The organism is Paraburkholderia sp. J67, from assembly GCF_905220265.1.
Lineage (GTDB): Bacteria > Pseudomonadota > Gammaproteobacteria > Burkholderiales > Burkholderiaceae > Paraburkholderia.
This window is the reverse complement of record NZ_CAJMZK010000039.1, coordinates 33,962-52,288: the sequence shown is the minus strand read 5'-3', so window position 1 is coordinate 52,288 and position 18,327 is coordinate 33,962. Positions and strand designations below refer to the sequence as shown.

The window sequence follows — 18,327 nt, the reverse complement described above, 5'->3', positions numbered from 1 at the left end:
ACTTCGTAGTCCAGATCGCCCCGCTCTGGATCAACTGCGGCCCGCCGTCGGAATCTGCGGCGGCGCGCCTTCCGGGCTGCCGGTCGGCGGCGGCGCCGGACGCGGCTCGTGCGAAGCATCGCGCGTCACGCCGCGTGTCGACACATCACCCTTATCGTCTGGCACGTCTGGCACGTCTGGCTGCGCCGTCCCGTGTTGCTGTTCATCGGGTTCGCCAGGCGTTTCGCGCTGCATTTCATCGCCGCTGCGCGACGACATATGCACCTGCATCTGCGGCACCGGCATGTCGATGCCCGCCTCGTCCATGTGACGCTTCAGGCGCGCGTTGAAGGCGCGCGCGACGCTCCACTGCTGCAACGGGCGCGTCTTCATCTGCCCTTTCACGACCATCCAGTTCGGATCGAAGCGGTCGAGCCCCCACACTTCCACGGGCCCGAGGATCTCGCGCCGGTAGCGGAAGTCGGCGATCAGCTCCGCGCCCGTTTCGCGGATCATTCGCGTCACCGTATCCAGATCGACCGCAAACGGCACGCGCACCTCGAATACCGCGAACGCGAAATCGCGCGAGAGGTTCTTCACGATCTTGATCTGCGAGAAAGGAATCGAGTGGATCGCGCCCTGGCCGTCGCGCAGCCGCACGGTGCGGATCGACAGATGCTCGACGGTGCCCGCATGGCCATTGTCGAGATCGATCCAGTCGCCCACCGAGATCGTCTCCTCGATGATGATGAACAGGCCCGTGATGAGGTCGGTCACGAGCGACTGCGCACCAAAGCCGATCGCCAGACCAATCACGCCCGCGCCCGCCAGCAGCGGCGTCACGTTGATGCCGAGGTTGGCCGCCGTGATGATGCCTGCGATCGTGAGGATCGACACCAGCAGCGCATTGCGCACGAGCGGCAGCATGGTGCGCGCGCGCGTACTCGGCGAGCGGCCCTTGGGGCGCGGGCCGCTTGGATTGAGCGCTTCGAGAATCGCGGTATCGATCAGGATCCACACGAGCCAGGCGAGGAACACCGTCGCGAGAATCGCAAAGATGGCGTGCGCGATGCCGCGTGCGGCCACGCTCGCCTCGATGATGCCTGCCAGCGAAATGTCCCACAGTCGCGCGCACGACTCGAAATACGCGAGCCAGACGAACAGCACGACCAGCGTGCCGACGAAGCGCAACAGTCGCCGCAGATACGGCGAGCGTCGTCGCACGCGTGCGAGATCGGGGCGCGTGATGCGCATCACCACCGCCGAGAGGAAGAACGCAAGCACCAGCAACAGCGCCGTGACGACCGAGATTTGCAGCACGTTTTCGTTGCTGCTCAGCCCGCCGAGCGTCGCCGTGATCGAGGCGGCGGCGAGCAGCAGCATCGGCAATTGCCAGAGCGAGGCGAGCACGTCGAAGACTTCGGTGAGGACCTTATGGTCCTGGCGCAGCGCAAAGCTGCGATTGCGGATCAGATGCGCAACCGGACGCCGGAAGCCGATCGCGAACGCGGCCGTCAGCACGGCGGCGCTCATGTTCGCGAAAGTCGACACCAGCGCCGCGAGACTCGACCCAAGCTGATGCGCGACTTCGTAGTTGGTGGCCGCATCGCCGAGCGCGGCGAGCACGCCGATCGAGAACAGCAGGCGCCGTGCATCGCGGATCAGCACACGCACGGCCGCGCGTCGGTGCCCCGCGCCGAACAACGAGAACATGATGAGACAGATCGACGAGAACACCGCGCCCGCGACAATCGCATAGGCGATCACGACGCCGAGCGTGCGCCCGAGCGCTTGCGGCATTGCGCGTTCGACCACCAGCGCACCGACGAAGGCGACGATCCACGGCGCGACGCGGTGCAGCACGAACACGAGCAGTTCGATCGTCGTGGGATTGGGCCGCAGCCCGGTATTCACGTCAAAGCGCCTGAGCATGCGGCGCTCGAGCCAGCGCAGGATGGCCGCGCACGCGCCCCAGCCCAGCAGCATGGCGACCATGTCGAAGACGATGCGCCCGGGGCTTTCCCCCTCGCCGCCCGAGGCGAGCACGTAGATTTCCACGCCGGCCGAAGTGAATCGTCCCGCCCAGTAATGCAGCGGGCTGCTGCCCCGGCGCGCGTCGCTCTCGACCGAAGCGAGCCCGGATGCAATCGCGCCGAGCAGACCCGAGGTTGCGGCGGCCACGCCTGACGCGGGAGCGGGTGCGACGTTCTGCGAGACGTTGCGTAACTTCTTGAGCTGCGAGAGGAGCGCATTGCGCTGCCGTTCGTTGTCGAGCGTGGCGATCACGCTATCGAGCGAGCGGTTGAATTCGGCCTGGCTCGCGGGCGACGGCGCGGACGCCGCATCGGCGGCAGAGGCGCCGGACGCGGTCGCCGGTGCGCCCGTGATGAGACTTTGCAGGGCCGGCAGGACGGGCACTGCGGCGGCGCCCGGGCCGGCAGCCAATGCGCTTGCGCAAACGAGCACGCCCCAGCCCAGCGCCAGCCACATACACAGCGCAAGCCATACCGCACGCGCCGGCGGCGTGGAACGCGAAGCGGACGCCTGCGCGCCCGCCTCGTCCCGTCCGAAGTATGGATTCATGACGAAGGGGCGAAATCAGAACGCTCCAGTGTAGCCGCACTTGTGAGCGCCACATCGCGCGGCGCTCTGAAGAAATTGCAAGCGAATGCAAGTGCGCTTGAGTCACGTCATAGCATTCGCCCGGCGTGAGCGCCTTCGATCAATACGCGACCGTCGCGATCTGACGGATGAAGCGGCCCTGCTCCAGTTCATCGACAAAAGCGATCGCGTAATCTTCGGCGGAAATACGGCTCTCGCCCTTCGCATCGGCGATCAGCGTGTTCGCGCCGGTGCGGAACGTGCCCGTGCGCTCGCCCGGTGCGATCAGCGCGGCGGGCGCGAAGAAGGTCCAGTCGAGGTCCGCGACCGTGCGGTAGTAGTCGAACGCCACGCGGTGCGCGAGCGCGATGGGTTTGTAGGCGTCGGGAAAGCCTGCGGTATCGACGAGTTGCTTGCCCGGCGCGACTTCGAGCGAGCCCGCCCCGCCCACGACGACGAGACGCGTGAGTCCCGCTGCGCGCGTGCCTTCGACCAGCGCGCGGCTCGCCGTCTGCAGATCGTCGAGCTGGCTCGCGGGCGGCGCGTAGGCGCTCGCAACCACGTCGTGACCGCGCACCGCGGCCGCCACGTGGGCGGCGTCGAGCAGATCGGCCTTCACAGCCTGCACGTTCGGCCCCGCCGCGACGCGCTCGGGCTGGCGCACCAGCGCGCTCACCTGATGCCCGCGCCGGGCCGCCTCGGCGGCGATACGCGAGCCAACCATGCCGGTGGCGCCAAAAAGGGCGATCTTCAGCGACTTGCTCATTGTCAGACTCCTGTACGAATAATTTATGTAACTACAATAGTTACATTTAAGGGTTTAAAAAAACGGGGCGATGCCCCGTTGGGTTCAGCGTGCGCCCGAGGCCGCGCCTCGTGCGTTCTTGCCGCGTTCGAGCTTGCGCTCGCTGCGCCGCATGTCGTCGACGACCTGGTCGAGCGTGCGCGCGGCCAGCGAAGCCTCCATCGCGCGCTGCGCATCGTCGATGATGCCGCGCAGCGAAACCTGAATGTGCCGCCCCACCATGCAGGCCGGATTCGGCTCCTCGCGATGCATGGCGAACAACTGCGCATCTTCGACCGCGCGATAGACGTCCAGAAGGGCAATCGCGTGCGGTTCGCGCGCCAGCATGGCCCCGCCGCCCGCGCCCAGTTGCGACGTCGTGAGGCCCGCGTTGGCGAGCATCGTCAGCAACCGACGGATCAGCGCGGGGTTGGTGTTCACGCTGCCCGCGATCATCTCGGACGACAACGGCACGCCCTCCTGCAAGGCCAGCAGCGCCAGCACGTGGACGGCAAAGGCGAAACGGCTACTCGTGTTCACGACACTTCGGCCGCGACGAGCGCGGCGGGATAAAGTGTAACTATCATAGATACATTAATTTTCTTCGTCAAGCGGGCGGGCTTGCCCGTGCGCCGTGCCTCGGAACCGCTCACTGACTCGCGCCCGAAGCCGCACCGGTCGCGGCCGCGCTGCTTGCGGCCCAGCGCTGCAAGGAACGCCCCGCCAGCGACAGGCCCGTGCCGGTCGCCGCCGCCGCATTGCCGAGCAGCGCATGCGCGGCGCTCGCCGCGTCGTGCCACTGTCCGCGCGCCTGCGAGGCGAGTTCGTCGCTCGACGCACTCGCGCCGTCGGCAATCGATGCGCTTGCGCTATCGCTTTGCGACTGGATCTGCGCCTGGGTCTGCGAAGCCGTTTCGTCGAGCTTGCGCTGCGCCACGCCGAGTTGCTGGTTGACGAAACTCGCCGCCTTGTCGAGCGTCTGCGCCGCCTGGGCCGCCGCCTGGCTCGCCGCGCTCTGGGCCGCTTGTTGCACCGCATCGGCCGACTGCTTGCCCAGATCGGGCGCGGAGGCATTCTGCTTGTCGCAACCGGCAACGACGAGCGCCGCACACACGAGAACCGGCGCCAGCGCCCATCGCTTCGATACCTGCGTTGAAACCCGCCGTGAAACCCGCCGTGAAACCTTTAGAGACATGGTCATCCTGAAAAAGACACCGCACTGAGCGGCTTGCAAAGATGAAAACGCGGCAATGATACGCTGCCGCGTCGCACCGATTCTTGAGCGACCAACGAAAACCCGGCGCGCTCGAACACGGGCCGCGCGAGCGCGCTGGCGTCGGTGTCGAGTGTGCTCGCCCGCGCTTCGCGAGCGAACGCCTCCAGACGCGCGATCAACTCAGCCGCCAGCCCTCGCCGTGTCCACGCGGGCGCGACGTAGAGCATCTCCACGTGATCGCACGGATACAACTGACCAAACGCGACGTATTCGGCTGAGCACTCGGCCACTAGCGTCACGCCACGCGCGAGGCGCGCATCGAACGCTGCGAGATCGTCCGCAGCCGACGCCCAAACCGCGCGCTGATCCGCATCGTAGTGCGATGCAGCAAGCGTCTGGATGGCCGAGCGAAAGAGCGCGGCGAGCGGCGCCGCATCGCGGCCCGGCTCGTAAGCGCGCCACACGATGGCTTCGGGCCGACGATGCTCCGGGTACGCGGACGTCTTCGTGAAATCGTCAATCATGGTGGAGTAGACTGCGTGAGCGCAATAACCGTTCCCCCATCTCAATCAGGAGTCAAGCGATGGCAGTCAAGAAGATCCTCTTCCTCACGGGCGACTTCGCCGAAGACTACGAAACGATGGTGCCGTTTCAGGCACTCCAGGTCGTGGGCCACAAGGTCGATGCGGTGTGCCCGGGCAAGAAGGCTGGCGAGCGCGTGAAGACTGCGATCCATGACTTCGAGGGCGATCAGACCTATACCGAAAAGCCGGGTCACCAGTTCACCCTGAACGCGAGCTTCGACGAGATCGATCCGAAAAGCTACGACGCGCTCGCCATCGCCGGCGGCCGCGCGCCCGAGTATCTGCGGCTGAATCCGAAGGTGATCGAGATCGTTCAATACTTCGCGGGCGCGAACAAGCCAATCGCGGCCGTCTGCCACGGGGCCCAGTTGCTCGCGGCCGCCGAGGTGATTCGCGGCAAGCGTATTTCGGCCTATCCGGCCTGCGCGCCCGAGGTGCGTCTCGCGGGCGGCGAATATGCCGACATCGCCATCGACAGCGCCGTGACCGATGCCCCCTTCGTCACCGCTCCGGCCTGGCCCGCGCATCCCGAATGGCTGCGTCAATTCCTCGCGCTGCTCGGTACACATATCGAGCCGTAAGGCCTCCCTTGAACCCGCCGGGCGATGCGCAATCCTGACCACGAGGATTCGCTTCGCCTGGCGCGCCCTCTCGCGCGCACCTGACAATCTTTAACGTAGTCTCGCGAGAAATTCGGATCGTTCTGATCCCGGTATCGATCGGCACTCCCGACAATAGCCCCTTACTTTTTTGGCATATTGCTGGAGTGTGTAGCGATGGCGCTCACCGATTGGTTCGTTCTTCTCGCGATTGTGTTGATGGCGATCGCCTTCTTCTGCCGGCATTCGACCCGGCGCGGCACCTCGGCCGAACGCGCGCGCCATGTGCGCGGCACCCGCATGCTGATCCAGGCGGCCGTGGCACTCTGGGCCGCGCTGCTGATGCTTGAGCGCACCTTCGTCGCGCCGGGCAGCCTGCCGGTCGCGCCTTATCTGAGCCCGCGCGGCGCGCTGACCATCGTGGTCGTGCTTGCGGTCGTGGGTTGCCTGTGCTCGGTACGCGGGCATCAACTGCTCAAGCAACGCCGCCTCTTCGCCTGCTGATGCTGTTCGCGGGTTGCACACACGGTCCGCACACACGGGCTGCACGATGCTCCCGCGCCGCTAGGACGCCGGCCAGGACCGATCTGCCCGCGTGACGGCTCCCGCTGAACCCATCGTGGCAAGCTCGGCGCCGTCGTCTGCGTCGTCGCCGCGCAACTCGCGCTCGTGCGCGGCCATCAATGCAGCCGCTTCGCCGGGTGCGGGCGGCACCACCGCCAGCGCGTCGGGGAGCGAGAGATAGAACGTCGTGCCCTCGCCTTCCACCGACTCGACCCACACACGCCCACCGTGCCGTTCGACCATGCGCCGCACCAGCGCGAGTCCGATGCCTTCGCCTGGCACGACATTCCCATGCATGCGCTGAAAGGCCTGGAAAAGCCGCGGCAACGCCACCTCGGGAATGCCCAGGCCGTTGTCGCGCACATAGAAAATCTGCAACGACTCCACGCCTGGTGGCGCATTGGCCGTACCGATCTCGACCCGCCCCTCGCGTGAAGGATCGAGATAGTTGAGCGCATTGCCGATCAGGTTCGCGAAGATCTGCTCGAGTGCGGTGGGATCGCCCCAGACCGGCGGCAGCGAGCGCACCGTCACCTGCGCCTGACGCGCGCGCACCGAGGCGTGCATCGCATCGACCACGCGCTGCACCAGCTCCTGCACGTTGACGCGCTGGCGCCGGTACTCCACGCGTCCCACGCGCGCAAGCCGCAGCAGCGCGTCGATGATGTGCGAGGCGCGCAATACCGCCGTCTGCAAATAGCGCAGCGCCTCGCCGATATCCTCGTTGATGACATGCTCGACGCGCTCGCGCACCTCGGGCGGCAGCGACGTACGCGCCACGCGCTCGCGCAGGTCGTCGCAAGCGTGATTGAGTTCGCGCGAGAAGCCCTGCAAGTTCACGAGCGGCGCACGCAGGTCATGCGACACGCTATGAATGAACATCTCGTTTTCCTGGGTCTGCTGGCGCAGATTCTCGTTGATGTGCGCCAGTTGGGCGGCGCGACGCGCGAGGTCGGCCTGAAACCCGAGCCGCAGGCGCTCCGCCTCCACGAGCCGCTGACTGATCTGATGCAGCGTCAAATCGAGCTGGGCGATCTCATCGTTGCCGCTCATCAGCGGCGCGAGCGGCTCGTTGCCGGCCAGCCGCCCTGCGTTGTCGGACAGCGCGTCGAGCCGCCCGCGCACGCCGCGCGTGAAAAGCCAGACCGCCAGCGCCACCAGCATGATCGAGCCGATCACGGCCGTCATCACGAGCGTCTGCTGCTGGGCGCGCGCCTGCTCGGCGGCCGTCACGCGCATCACGTCGAGGCGACGCTCCTCGGTCTGGAAAGAAGTGACCTGGGTGCGCACGCGGTCCAGCACGTCGAAGTCGCTAAAGGTGCGAAAGCGCTCGACCAGATCGGCGCGGCGCCCCGAGTGCAGCAGGTCCTGAATACGATCCGACCACTGCCGGTAGCTCTGCACCGCCTGGCGGATCTGCACCGCGCGCTCGACCTGCGAGGGGTTGTCCGCGACCAGATCGACGAGGTGGTCGATGCGGCGGTCGACGTCCATCCAGGTCGCGACCGGTGTGGAAAAGCGCGCGTCGCTCGCGGCCACCGCGCCGCGCAGCTTGACCGACTCGACCAGCACCGGTTCCAGCACCCGCCCCGCCTGAGCCAGCACCTCCTGGCTGTGCCGCCCCATACGCTCGGCGGCTTCCGCGTCGGCCTCGGCCTTAACGATGGCCGACAGCAAGGTCAACTCGAAAACGGCGGGGATCGCGATCAGCAACAACCCTTTGGTGGTGAGGCGCATTGAGTGGCGGTTCGGGGTATCCGGACGGCAAAAAGTATCGGTTCGCCCATTATGTCGGCGTTTGCGCCCCGCGTGCGGCGGAGGTGCGAAGCCCGAGCGCGGCTGTCGTGTTCCGCAGGCGAAGGACGACCTTTCAGGCGGAAAACCAGCGTGTCAATCGCTCGGCGCCACCCCGTTCGTTATGGCTTGCGAAATATTTCGAATAGCCGACAACGTATTGATATAGAAAGGAAAACAGAATAAATCGCCCCAAACTGGCGCGCACCCTTCCCCAGGTTTGCGCGCAAGCACTGCTATTGTGCCGAGACACCGTTCTCGCGGTACGCACCCAGGCTGTGCGCGCGCGCAAGGACGGCGCATGCGTCGCCCCGTCGCGATCCGCACCGGTGCACGCGCGCACTGTCAGAACGCGATACTGCACCGATTTTTTCACCATGCTGGCGCATAGCTGGCCCGCATCTTGCTCATAGTGCGCTCCTTTTGGGCATACGCAGGACACACGGATGGACAATCTCAAAACCGGCACCGACACGCTGTTTCTGTTGCTCGGCGCCGCCATGGTGCTGGCGATGCACGCAGGGTTCGCGTTCCTCGAACTCGGCACCGTGCGCAAGAAGAATCAGGTCAACGCGCTCGTGAAGATCCTCGTGGACTTCTCGGTCTCGACGATCGCCTACTTCTTCATCGGCTACACGATCGCCTACGGCGTGCAATTCTTCTCGCCGGCCTCGCTGCTCGCCGAGCACAACGGCTATCAACTGGTGCGCTTCTTCTTCCTGCTGACGTTCGCGGCGGCCATTCCGGCGATCGTCTCGGGCGGCATCGCCGAGCGCTCGAAATTCAACCCGCAGCTGTTCGCCACCTTCGTCATCACGGGCTTCATCTACCCGTTCTTCGAGGGCATGGTGTGGAACAACCGGCTCGGCTTCGAGGACGCGATCACGCACGTGTTCGGCGTGCCCTTCCACGACTTCGCTGGCTCGGTCGTCGTGCACGCGTTCGGCGGCTGGGTCGCGCTGCCCGCGGTGATGCTGCTCGGCGCGCGTCACGGTCGCTATTCGCGCGACGGCCGTATCGCCGCGCATCCGCCTTCGAACATTCCATTCCTCGCGCTCGGCGCATGGGTGCTCGCAGTGGGCTGGTTCGGCTTCAACGTGATGAGCGCGCAGACCATCGACAAGATCAGCGGGCTCGTCGCCGTGAATTCGCTGATGGCGATGGTGGGCGGCACGCTCTCCGCCTGGCTCGCCGGTCGTAACGACCCGGGCTTCACCTATAACGGGCCGCTCGCGGGCCTCGTCGCCGTGTGCGCGGGCTCGGACATCATGCATCCGCTCGGCGCGCTCGCGACCGGCGCGGTAGCGGGCGTCCTGTTCGTCTATATGTTCACCTGCGTGCAGAACCGCTGGCGCATCGACGACGTGCTCGGCGTGTGGCCGCTGCACGGTCTGTGCGGCGCCTGGGGCGGCATCGCCGCGGGCATCTTCGGCACGCGCGCACTGGGCGGCATCGGCGGCGTGTCGCTGGGTGCACAGATCGTCGGTACGCTGGCCGGCATCGCGATGGCCTCGGTCGGCGGCTTCGTCGTCTATGGCGTGCTGCGCGCGACCGTGGGTCTGCGCATCGATCAAGAGGACGAGTACAACGGTGCCGATCTCTCGATCCACCGCATCACCGCGACGCCGGAGCGCGAGTCGGTGTCTTGAAACGGCCCGCATCCAGGTTGTGATCGCCAGAAGGCGCGAGTGGTTTTCACCGCTCGCGCCTTTTTTGTTGCGCGCGCAAGCTTTGGCGCGTTGCGGCTAGCGCGCAATCACAGCTGACTCATCCCGCCATCGACGATGATTTCCGTGCCGACGATATACGCCGATTCCGCCGCACTCAGGTGCAGCACCGTCGAGGCCAGTTCCGCGGGCGTGCCGAAGCGGCCGAGCGGAATCTGCCCGGCGAGCGCGTCGAGCGTCGCGGGATCGAAACCGAGCTTGCCATGCAACGGCGTGCTCACGGGGCCGGGACTCACGACATTGACGCGCACGCCGCGCGGCAGGAGTTCCGCCGACAAGGTCTTCGCCAGCGACACCAGCGCGGCCTTGCTTGCCGCATAGACCGACGAGGACGGCATGCCGATATGGGCATTGATCGAGCCGTTGAGGACGATCGCCGCGCCCGCGTTCAGCAGCGGCAGCAGCGCCTGGATCTGGAAGTACGCGCCCTTCACATTGGTGTCGAAGCTCTGATCCCAAAGTGCTTCGTCGACCTGATCGAAGGGCGCGAATTTCGCCACACCCGCGTTGATGAACACGGCATCGAGGCGAACACTGTCTTCGTGCAGCGCGGCGGCCAGTTCGCGCGAGTCGGCAGGCGACGCGGCGTCGTTGCGATACGCGCGGGCCGTGGCGCCCAGAGCACGGCGCGCGGCATCGAGCGCGGCTTTATCGCGGCCCGTGACGATCACACTCGCGCCTTCGGCCGCATAGGCCTGAGCGGCGGCAAGGCCGATACCGCTGGTGCCGCCGGTGACGAGGACAGTTTTGTTTGCAAAGCGATTCATGACGTTCTCCGAGGGGATAGTGAAGCTAGGTGGGTCCGGTGCTGGACCGTAACGTCATGGTGCCCGTCCAGGCCGGCGTTGCCGTACGACGGTCGCGGTGAAGACGTTCGAATTGATCGAACGTGTTGTGAATTCGCGCCCGACTAGACGCTGATCTCGACGCCTTTCACGAGACGGCTGGCCAGACGCGGCTGGCGCAGCTGATCGATCCACCACTGCAACGCGCGGCCCGGCCGCTCGGCGCGCCAGGCCACGTAGAGCACATTCGGCTCGCGCGGGCTCGCGGTGTCTTTCTCGATCAGTTCGCCGCTGGCGAGCAGCTTCGCGGCGCGCTCACGCGGCACCCAACCCACGCCCAGCCCGTCGCGCTGCGCGAGGATCTTGGCGCGCATCGACGGCACCGCCAGCACATCCTGGCCACCGATCAGCCCATACGCACGCCCGGGCGTATGCCGCGATGAATCGGCGACCGCCACGCCGCGCACGGCGAGGATCTGCTCGCGGCTCAGCGGGCCGGCCGCCCCCGCAAGCGGATGGCGCGGCGCCACCGCGAACGCCCACTCCATCACCCCCAGCTCGAACCAGTGCAGCCCGGCAATCGCGGGCGGCTCGTTGGTGGCGCCCACGATCAGATCGGCGCGGCCGTCGCGCAGCGCCTCCCAGGTGCCGGCCAGCACTTCGTGCGTGAAGCGCAGCCTGACGCCCGAATCGAGTGCATCGAAATCGCGCACGACGGGCATCAACAGTTCGAACTCGAGGATTTCGTCGGTCACGATCCAGAGGCGGTCTTCCCAGCCATTGGCGACCTGGCGCACGCGCTGCGTCATGCGCGCGACGTCCTGCATCAGCCGCCCTGCCTCGTCGGCGAGCAGTTGGCCCGCGGGCGTGAGTTGCAACCGATAGCGACGCCGGTCGAATAGCAGGGCGTCGAAGCGCGCTTCGAGCTGGCGCGCAGCGTGCGACACCGTCGAAGGCGCCTTGTTCAGGCGCGCCGCGGCACGCGAAAGGCTACCGCTTTCGCGAATCGCCTCCAGCAAGGCCAGTTCCTCTTCGGATAACATGTGCCGCTCCGTCGAACAGGTGTGCGCCGATGGTACGGTAGTGCGCGCCGTTCAGGTCGGAGGATGCCGTCTAATAGCGGGCAAACTGAAGAACTGGCGGGAAGATGTGCGTCAGCGCACAGCGAAAAAAAAGCGCCACGTGTGAACGTGACGCTTTGAAAAGTTCTAGCCATTCCGAGGGCCGTGCTAGAACCTGAGAGACGGTATTCGACCGCGCGCAACCGCTGAATCTGGCCGGCAGCAGATCGTGGAGGGTTCATGGCGATTTTATGCGTAATGCATAACCCGAGACACTTAAAAACCCCGCAAGATTCGCGAGGTTTTGGGTTCAGGCTGCCGCTCGACACATGCTTTGAAACCCTTGCCAGACGATTGCGCCATGAGCGCTGAAATCGCAACAACGATGTGCGTTGTCAAGACTTCGAGATCCTGTCGAAATTAGGTTCCATTTTTTACCCAGATGCTGACTAAGTCAAGCAAAATCTCGCCAGATTACGCGAACTATCAAACATAACGCATTATGTTTTATGAATATCGATGTGACCCGTCTTTCCCCACCGCACAGGGGTTTCATCGGACGGATGAGGTTGACGTCGCCATTCGGATGGGTTTGGCGAACCCTCTAAAATTTGCATGCGATGCAAAGAAAGTTGAAATATTGTTTCGAAAAAACACATAGCAAGAACACAAACTAACAACCACACCTGAGAGCCTTGCCGATGACCACCACCCCTCACTCCCGCGCCGAGGCGACGCGTGATCCTAAGGACGGCGGCGCCGACGAAGTCACTGCCCTGGCGCGCGGACTCACCGTCCTGCGCACCATCGCCGCCGCCGACACGCCGCTTGGCAATCGCGAACTGACGGAGCTTACCGGGATTCCCAAAGCGACGCTCTCGCGCCTGACAGGCACCCTCGTCTCCACCGGTTTCCTCGCGCGCCTGCCCGACAGCGAGCGCTTCGTGCTGACGTCGTCGGTACTCGAACTCTCGAGCGGCTTCCTGCGCAACGCCGATCTGCGCGAGCGCGCGCGGCCCTTCCTCACCCGTCTGGCCGAACGCACCGCGCTCTCGGTCCACCTCGCCGTGCGCGACCGGCTCGATATGGTGGTGATCGACGCAATCCGGCCGCGCTCCGCCGTGCTCGTTTCGCGTCTCGAAGTGGGCTCGCGCATCGACATGAGCCGCACGGCCGTGGGTCGCGCCTATCTGGTGTCGCTCGACGCCGCCGAGCGCGCCGAGCTGACCACCGCCCTGCAAGCCGCCGCCGGCAACGACTGGGGCTTTGTGAGCAGCCGCCTCGACGCCGCGCTCGTCGAGACCGCCACGCAGGGCTACGGCATGGCCGTGGGCGAATGGTACGAAGGCCTGAACGCCATCGCCGGCGCCTTTGCGGGTCCCAGCGGCGAGCTTTACGCCATCAATTGCGGCGGCGCGGCCCAGCAGTGCCCGCGCGACTGGCTCGTCTCGCACGCGGTGCCGCTGTTGCGCGAATGCGTCGAGCGCATCGCGGCGGAGATCGGCGGCACCGCCTGCCTGCCGCCGCCCCTGCGCGCGGGCGCGTTGGCGGGCGCTTAGGCAACGGGCCATACGCCCCTCCTGCCCGCTCACTTCCCGCGATGCCCACTGCCATCACCGACATTCGACGACCGAAATCCTTACACGACGCTGATACGACCTGTAACCTCCGTAACGCCTCGAAAGAAACGGCACTGGACGGTAACAAAGGGCGCAACGTAGCATCATGCTTTTTGGTGGTGTGAGCTACCGGTAAGGTGTCGGTCAGTCATTAGTACGCCGTTGCAAGCGCAAACACCAACGCGCGCTTGCTCGGCGCATCGCTGGTGTCGCCTTGTCCTCCTTGCCTCACAGCGGCGCGGCGTCGAGCCGTGCGCGCGCCCCTCGCCCACCGCCAGCCAGCCAGTCGCATGCGGCCCGCCAGCCGGCACCTGACATCAAGCTTGCGCGCAGCTCGCGTAGCATCGGCAACCGTGAGCGCGGCCGCCGACCCTTCGCCCATGCTCGCGCGCTCGCACGCGCCAGTCCGCCCAACCGACAAGCCTGTCTCTACGCACGTCACCGTTACTCGCAACCGACCTGACCGATGGATCAACAAGAAAAGCGCCCGGATTCCCCTCGTCGAGATACGCCGTCCTCACCCGCTGCGGCGCCGCGCAAGCGCCGCGGCAAGCTGATTGCCATCGGTGTCGTGCTGATCGTCGCGGCCATCGCGCTGCTGCGCTGGCAGCCGTGGAACCGCAGCCCGAACGGCGCGACGGGCGCGCCCAACGCCGCCAGCGGCGGCGGCCGTCATATGGGACGCGGCGGTCCCGGCGCCTTCGCCAACATGCCGCAGCCGGTGAGCGTCGCCACGGCGAAGTCGGGCGACATGCCTATCGTCATCACGGCGCTCGGCACGGTCACGCCGCTCGCCGACGTCACGGTGCGCACGCAACTATCGGGCACGCTGCAAAGCGTCAACTTCCAGGAAGGCCAGATGGTGAACAAGGGCGACGTGCTCGCCCAGATCGACCCGCGCCCCTATCAGATCTCGCTCGCCAACGCCGAGGGCCAGCTTGCGCGCGACCAGGCGCTGCTCGCCACCGCCCGCCTCGACCTCAAGCGCTATCAGACACTGCTTGCGCAGGACTCGATCGCGAGCCAGCAGGTCGACACGCAAGCCTCGCTCGTCAAGCAGTACGAAGGCACGGTCAAATCCGATCAGGCCAACATCGACACCTACAAGCTCGACCTCACCTACGCGCGCGTGACGGCGCCGGTGTCGGGCCGTGTCGGCCTGCGCCAGGTCGATCCGGGCAACTACGTCACGTCCGGCGACACCAATGGTCTCGTCGTGCTCACGCAGTTGCAGCCGATCAGCGTGATCTTCACGACCTCGGAAGACAATCTGCCGGCGATCATGAAACAGATGCACGCGGGCACGAAGATGTCCGTGGCCGCCTACGACCGCAGCAACACCACGCTGCTCGAAAACGGCTTCGTGCAGACCCTCGACAACCAGATCGACACCACCACCGGCACCGTCAAGCTGCGCGCGAGCTTCGCCAACAAGGACGAGATGCTGTTCCCGAATCAGTTCGTCAACGCGCGCCTGCTCGTCGATACGATCCACGACGCGGTGATCGTGCCCACGTCTGCCGTGCTCAACGGCTCGCAAGGTCAGTACGTGTATGTGGTGAAACCCGACAACACCGTGACGGTGCGCGTCGTGAAGGTCGGCCCGATCGACGCCGAGCGCACCAGCATCGCCTCGGGTCTCGCCGTGGGCGAGCGCGTCGTGATCGACGGTTCGGATCGCCTGCGCGAAGGCGCGAAGATCACGATTCCCGCCGCGCATCCGAAGCACGCTTCGGGCGCCAAGGGAGCGTCAGGCGCGTCTGGGGCTTCGTGGGCCGACGCGGCATCGGGCGCGTCGGGGGCAGCAGGCACCCACCGCCATCGTCGCCACGCCTCTGAGACTTCGGGCCAATAAGCCGCATGAATCCGTCCCGCGCTTTTATCCTGCGCCCGGTCGGCACGGCGCTGCTCATGGCGGCGATCATGCTGGTCGGCCTCGTCGCGCTGCGCTTTTTGCCGCTGTCCGCACTGCCTGAAGTCGATTACCCGACCATCCAGGTGCAGACCTTCTACCCGGGCGCAAGCCCGGACGTGATGACCTCGTCCGTGACCGCGCCGCTCGAGCGTCAGTTCGGGCAGATGCCGTCGCTCAACCAGATGTCCTCGCAAAGTTCGGCGGGCGCCTCGGTCATCACGCTGCAGTTCAGCCTCGACCTGCCGCTCGACGTCGCCGAACAGGAAGTGCAGGCCGCCATCAACGCGGCCGGCAACCTGCTGCCGTCGGACCTGCCCGCGCCGCCGATCTACGCCAAGGTCAATCCGGCCGACGCGCCGATCCTCACGCTCGCGATCACCTCGAAGACGTTGCCGCTCACGCAGATCCAGGATCTCGCCGATACGCGTCTCGCGCAGAAGATCTCGCAGGTGGCGGGCGTGGGTCTTGTCAGCCTCTCAGGCGGCCAGCGTCCGGCCGTGCGCATCCAGGCGAACCCGCGCGCGCTCGCGGCCTATGGCCTGAATCTCGACGACCTGCGCACCAGCATCTCGAACCTCAACGTCAACACGCCGAAGGGCAACTTCGACGGCCCGACGCGCGCCTATACGATCAACGCGAACGACCAGCTCACCGACGCCGACGCCTACAAGGACGCGGTGATCGCCTACCGCAACGGCCGCCCGGTGATGCTCACCGACGTCGCCAACATCGTCCAGGGCGCGGAGAACACCAAGCTCGGCGCGTGGGTGAACGACACGCCCGCGATCATCGTGAACGTGCAGCGCCAGCCCGGTGCGAACGTGATCGCGGTGGTGGACAGCATCAAGGCGCTCCTGCCGCAGTTGCAGGAATCGCTGCCGCAGTCGCTCGACGTGCAGATCGTCACCGACCGCACCACCACGATCCGCGCCTCCGTGCGCGACGTGCAGTTCGAACTGCTGATGTCGGTCGTGCTGGTCGTGCTGGTGATGTACCTGTTCCTCGCCAACATCTACGCGACCATCATCCCGAGTCTTTCGGTGCCGCTCTCGCTGATCGGCACGCTGGCCGTGATGTATCTGTGCGGCTTCTCGCTCGACAACCTCTCGCTGATGGCGCTCACCATCGCGACCGGCTTCGTGGTGGACGACGCCATCGTCATGATCGAGAACATCGCGCGCTACGTGGAGGACGGCGACTCGCCGCTCGAAGCCGCGCTCAAGGGCTCGAAACAGATCGGCTTCACCATCATCTCGCTGACGGTTTCGCTGATCGCCGTGCTGATTCCGCTGCTCTTCATGGGCGACGTAGTCGGCCGTCTGTTCCACGAATTCGCGATCACGCTTGCCGTGACCATCGTGATTTCGGCCGTGGTCTCGCTCACGCTCGTGCCGATGCTGTGCGCGAAGATGCTGCGCCACACGCCGCCCACCGAAAGCCACCGCTTCGAGACGCGCGTGCATGCGTTCTTCGACTACATCATCGGCCGCTACGGCGTCGCGCTCGATTGGGTGCTCGCGCGCCAGCGTCTCACGCTGCTGGTGTTCGCGATCACGCTGGTGCTCACGGGCTTCCTCTACGTGGCGGTGCCCAAGGGCTTCTTCCCCGTGCAGGATACCGGCGTGATCCAGGCGATCACGCAGGCGCCGCAATCGGTGTCGTACGCGTCGATGGCCGAGCGCCAGCAAACGCTCGCCAACGAGATCCTCAAGAACGACAACGTCGAAAGCCTGACCTCGTTCATCGGCGTGGACGGCTCGAACATCACGCTCAACAGCGGGCGCATGCTGATCAACCTGAAGCCGCGCGACGACCGCAGCGAAACGGCGAGCGAGATCATCCGCGACCTCCAGCAGTCGGTTGCGCACGTGCCGGGCGCCACGCTCTACATGCAGCCGGTGCAGGATCTGACGATCGACTCGACAGTGAGCCCGACGCAGTATCAGTTCATGCTCACGACGCCCAACATCCAGGACTTCACGACCTGGGTGCCCAAGCTCGTGCAGCGCCTGCAGCAAGTGCCCGAACTCGCCGATGTGGCGACCGATCTGCAGGATCAAGGCTCGTCGGTGTTCATCGAGATCGACCGTGCGAGCGCGGCGCGTTACGGCATCACGCCCGCGACCGTCGACAACGCGCTCTACGACGCTTACGGCCAGCGCATCATCTCGACGATCTTCACGCAGTCGAACCAGTACCGCGTGATCCTTGAAGCCGATCCGGTGATGCAGCACTACACCGACTCGCTGAACTCGATCTACCTGCCCTCCTCGACCTCGACGACGGGTCAGGTGCCGCTGTCGGCCATCGCCAGGTTCCACGAGCGGCCCGCTGCGTTGCTGGTCTCGCACCTTTCGCAGTTCCCGGCCACGACGGTCTCGTTCAACCTCGCGCCCGGCGCGTCGCTCGGCGCGGCGGTCAAGGCGATCCAGCAGGCCGAGCAGGACGTCGGGCTGCCGGGTTCGTTCCAGACGCGCTTCCAGGGCGCGGCGCTCGCGTTCCAGGCATCGCTCTCCAACGAGCTGTTCCTGATCCTCGCGGCCATCGTGACGATGTATATCGTGCTCGGCGTGCTGTACGAGAGCTTCGTGCATCCGATCACGATTCTCTCGACGCTGCCGTCCGCTGGCATCGGCGCGCTGCTTGCGCTGATCATGACTGGGCACGATCTCGACATCATCGGCATCATCGGCATCGTGCTGCTGATCGGTATCGTCAAGAAGAACGCGATCATGATGATCGACTTCGCGCTCGACGCCGAACGCAACGAGGGCAAGCCGCCGCGCGAAGCGATCTATCAGGCGTGTCTCTTGCGTTTCCGCCCGATCATGATGACGACGATGGCGGCGCTGCTCGGTGCGCTGCCGCTGATGCTCGGCACGGGTGCGGGTTCGGAGTTGCGCCGCCCGCTCGGTATCGCGATTGCGGGCGGTCTGATCGTTTCGCAGGCGCTCACGCTGTTCACGACGCCGGTGATCTATCTCGCCTTCGATTCGCTCGCGGCACGTATGCGCAAGCGCTTCGGCGGTGGCTCGCATCCCACGCCGCCGCCCACGCCGCCGTCATCGCCGACACCCTCGTCCGGCGCGGAGCACTGAC

At 65.8% G+C, this 18,327-nt stretch carries 14 protein-coding genes; 6 read left to right on the top strand and 8 right to left on the bottom strand.

Annotated elements, in window-relative coordinates:
- Window positions 1-30: 30 nt before the first annotated feature.
- From U5782_RS38125 to U5782_RS38105, 5 genes are all read right to left on the bottom strand, one after another.
- Window positions 31-2,562 carry a mechanosensitive ion channel family protein gene (locus tag U5782_RS38125; RefSeq protein ID WP_415914489.1) on the bottom strand — a complete coding sequence of 844 codons (2,532 nt, stop codon included), beginning with the start codon at window positions 2,560-2,562 and terminating at the stop codon, window positions 31-33.
- Window positions 2,563-2,701: 139 nt separating this feature from the next.
- On the bottom strand, window positions 2,702-3,346 hold the full coding sequence (locus U5782_RS38120; protein ID WP_322049027.1) for an NAD(P)-dependent oxidoreductase: 645 nt from the start codon (window positions 3,344-3,346) through the stop codon (window positions 2,702-2,704).
- Between the two features lie 84 nt (window positions 3,347-3,430).
- The gene (locus U5782_RS38115; protein WP_322049026.1) at window positions 3,431-3,904 is read right to left on the bottom strand and encodes an Rrf2 family transcriptional regulator; all 474 of its coding nucleotides are present in this window, start codon (window positions 3,902-3,904) and stop codon (window positions 3,431-3,433) included.
- Window positions 3,905-4,013: 109 nt separating this feature from the next.
- Complete coding sequence (locus U5782_RS38110) at window positions 4,014-4,559, bottom strand: hypothetical protein (protein ID WP_322049025.1); 546 nt, start codon at window positions 4,557-4,559, stop codon at window positions 4,014-4,016.
- A gap of 2 nt (window positions 4,560-4,561) precedes the next feature.
- Window positions 4,562-5,104: a GNAT family N-acetyltransferase gene (locus tag U5782_RS38105; protein WP_322049024.1), complete on the bottom strand. Its 543-nt coding sequence runs from the start codon at window positions 5,102-5,104 to the stop codon at window positions 4,562-4,564.
- 59 nt (window positions 5,105-5,163) lie between these two features.
- Here U5782_RS38105 and U5782_RS38100 point away from each other — a divergent pair, with 59 nt between their 5' ends.
- The gene (locus U5782_RS38100; RefSeq protein ID WP_322049023.1) at window positions 5,164-5,745 is read left to right on the top strand and encodes a DJ-1/PfpI family protein; all 582 of its coding nucleotides are present in this window, start codon (window positions 5,164-5,166) and stop codon (window positions 5,743-5,745) included.
- 195 nt (window positions 5,746-5,940) lie between these two features.
- Entirely contained in the window at window positions 5,941-6,267 is a 327-nt protein-coding gene (locus tag U5782_RS38095; protein ID WP_322049022.1) for a hypothetical protein, read from the top strand.
- Window positions 6,268-6,327: 60 nt separating this feature from the next.
- On the opposite strand, the gene U5782_RS38090 is transcribed toward U5782_RS38095, so the two are convergent.
- A complete protein-coding gene (locus U5782_RS38090) occupies window positions 6,328-8,064 on the bottom strand; it encodes a sensor histidine kinase (RefSeq protein ID WP_322049021.1) in 1,737 nt (578 codons plus the stop codon).
- A gap of 503 nt (window positions 8,065-8,567) precedes the next feature.
- Here U5782_RS38090 and U5782_RS38085 point away from each other — a divergent pair.
- Complete coding sequence (locus U5782_RS38085) at window positions 8,568-9,770, top strand: ammonium transporter (RefSeq protein ID WP_322049020.1); 1,203 nt, start codon at window positions 8,568-8,570, stop codon at window positions 9,768-9,770.
- A gap of 107 nt (window positions 9,771-9,877) precedes the next feature.
- Here the strand turns inward: U5782_RS38085 and U5782_RS38080 are convergent, their stop codons facing one another.
- Window positions 9,878-10,615: an SDR family oxidoreductase gene (locus U5782_RS38080; protein ID WP_322049019.1), complete on the bottom strand. Its 738-nt coding sequence runs from the start codon at window positions 10,613-10,615 to the stop codon at window positions 9,878-9,880.
- 143 nt (window positions 10,616-10,758) lie between these two features.
- Complete coding sequence (locus tag U5782_RS38075) at window positions 10,759-11,676, bottom strand: LysR family transcriptional regulator (protein WP_322049018.1); 918 nt, start codon at window positions 11,674-11,676, stop codon at window positions 10,759-10,761.
- A 719-nt stretch (window positions 11,677-12,395) separates the two neighbouring features.
- Between U5782_RS38075 and U5782_RS38070 the strand changes: the two genes are divergently transcribed.
- The 3 genes from U5782_RS38070 to U5782_RS38060 all read left to right on the top strand — a co-directional run bounded on the left by U5782_RS38070 (window position 12,396) and on the right by U5782_RS38060 (window position 18,326).
- Window positions 12,396-13,253: an IclR family transcriptional regulator gene (locus tag U5782_RS38070; RefSeq protein ID WP_322049017.1), complete on the top strand. Its 858-nt coding sequence runs from the start codon at window positions 12,396-12,398 to the stop codon at window positions 13,251-13,253.
- 526 nt (window positions 13,254-13,779) lie between these two features.
- Window positions 13,780-15,168: an MdtA/MuxA family multidrug efflux RND transporter periplasmic adaptor subunit gene (locus U5782_RS38065; protein WP_322049016.1), complete on the top strand. Its 1,389-nt coding sequence runs from the start codon at window positions 13,780-13,782 to the stop codon at window positions 15,166-15,168.
- Between the two features lie 5 nt (window positions 15,169-15,173).
- Window positions 15,174-18,326: an MdtB/MuxB family multidrug efflux RND transporter permease subunit gene (locus U5782_RS38060; RefSeq protein WP_322049015.1), complete on the top strand. Its 3,153-nt coding sequence runs from the start codon at window positions 15,174-15,176 to the stop codon at window positions 18,324-18,326.
- Window position 18,327 lies beyond the last annotated feature (1 nt).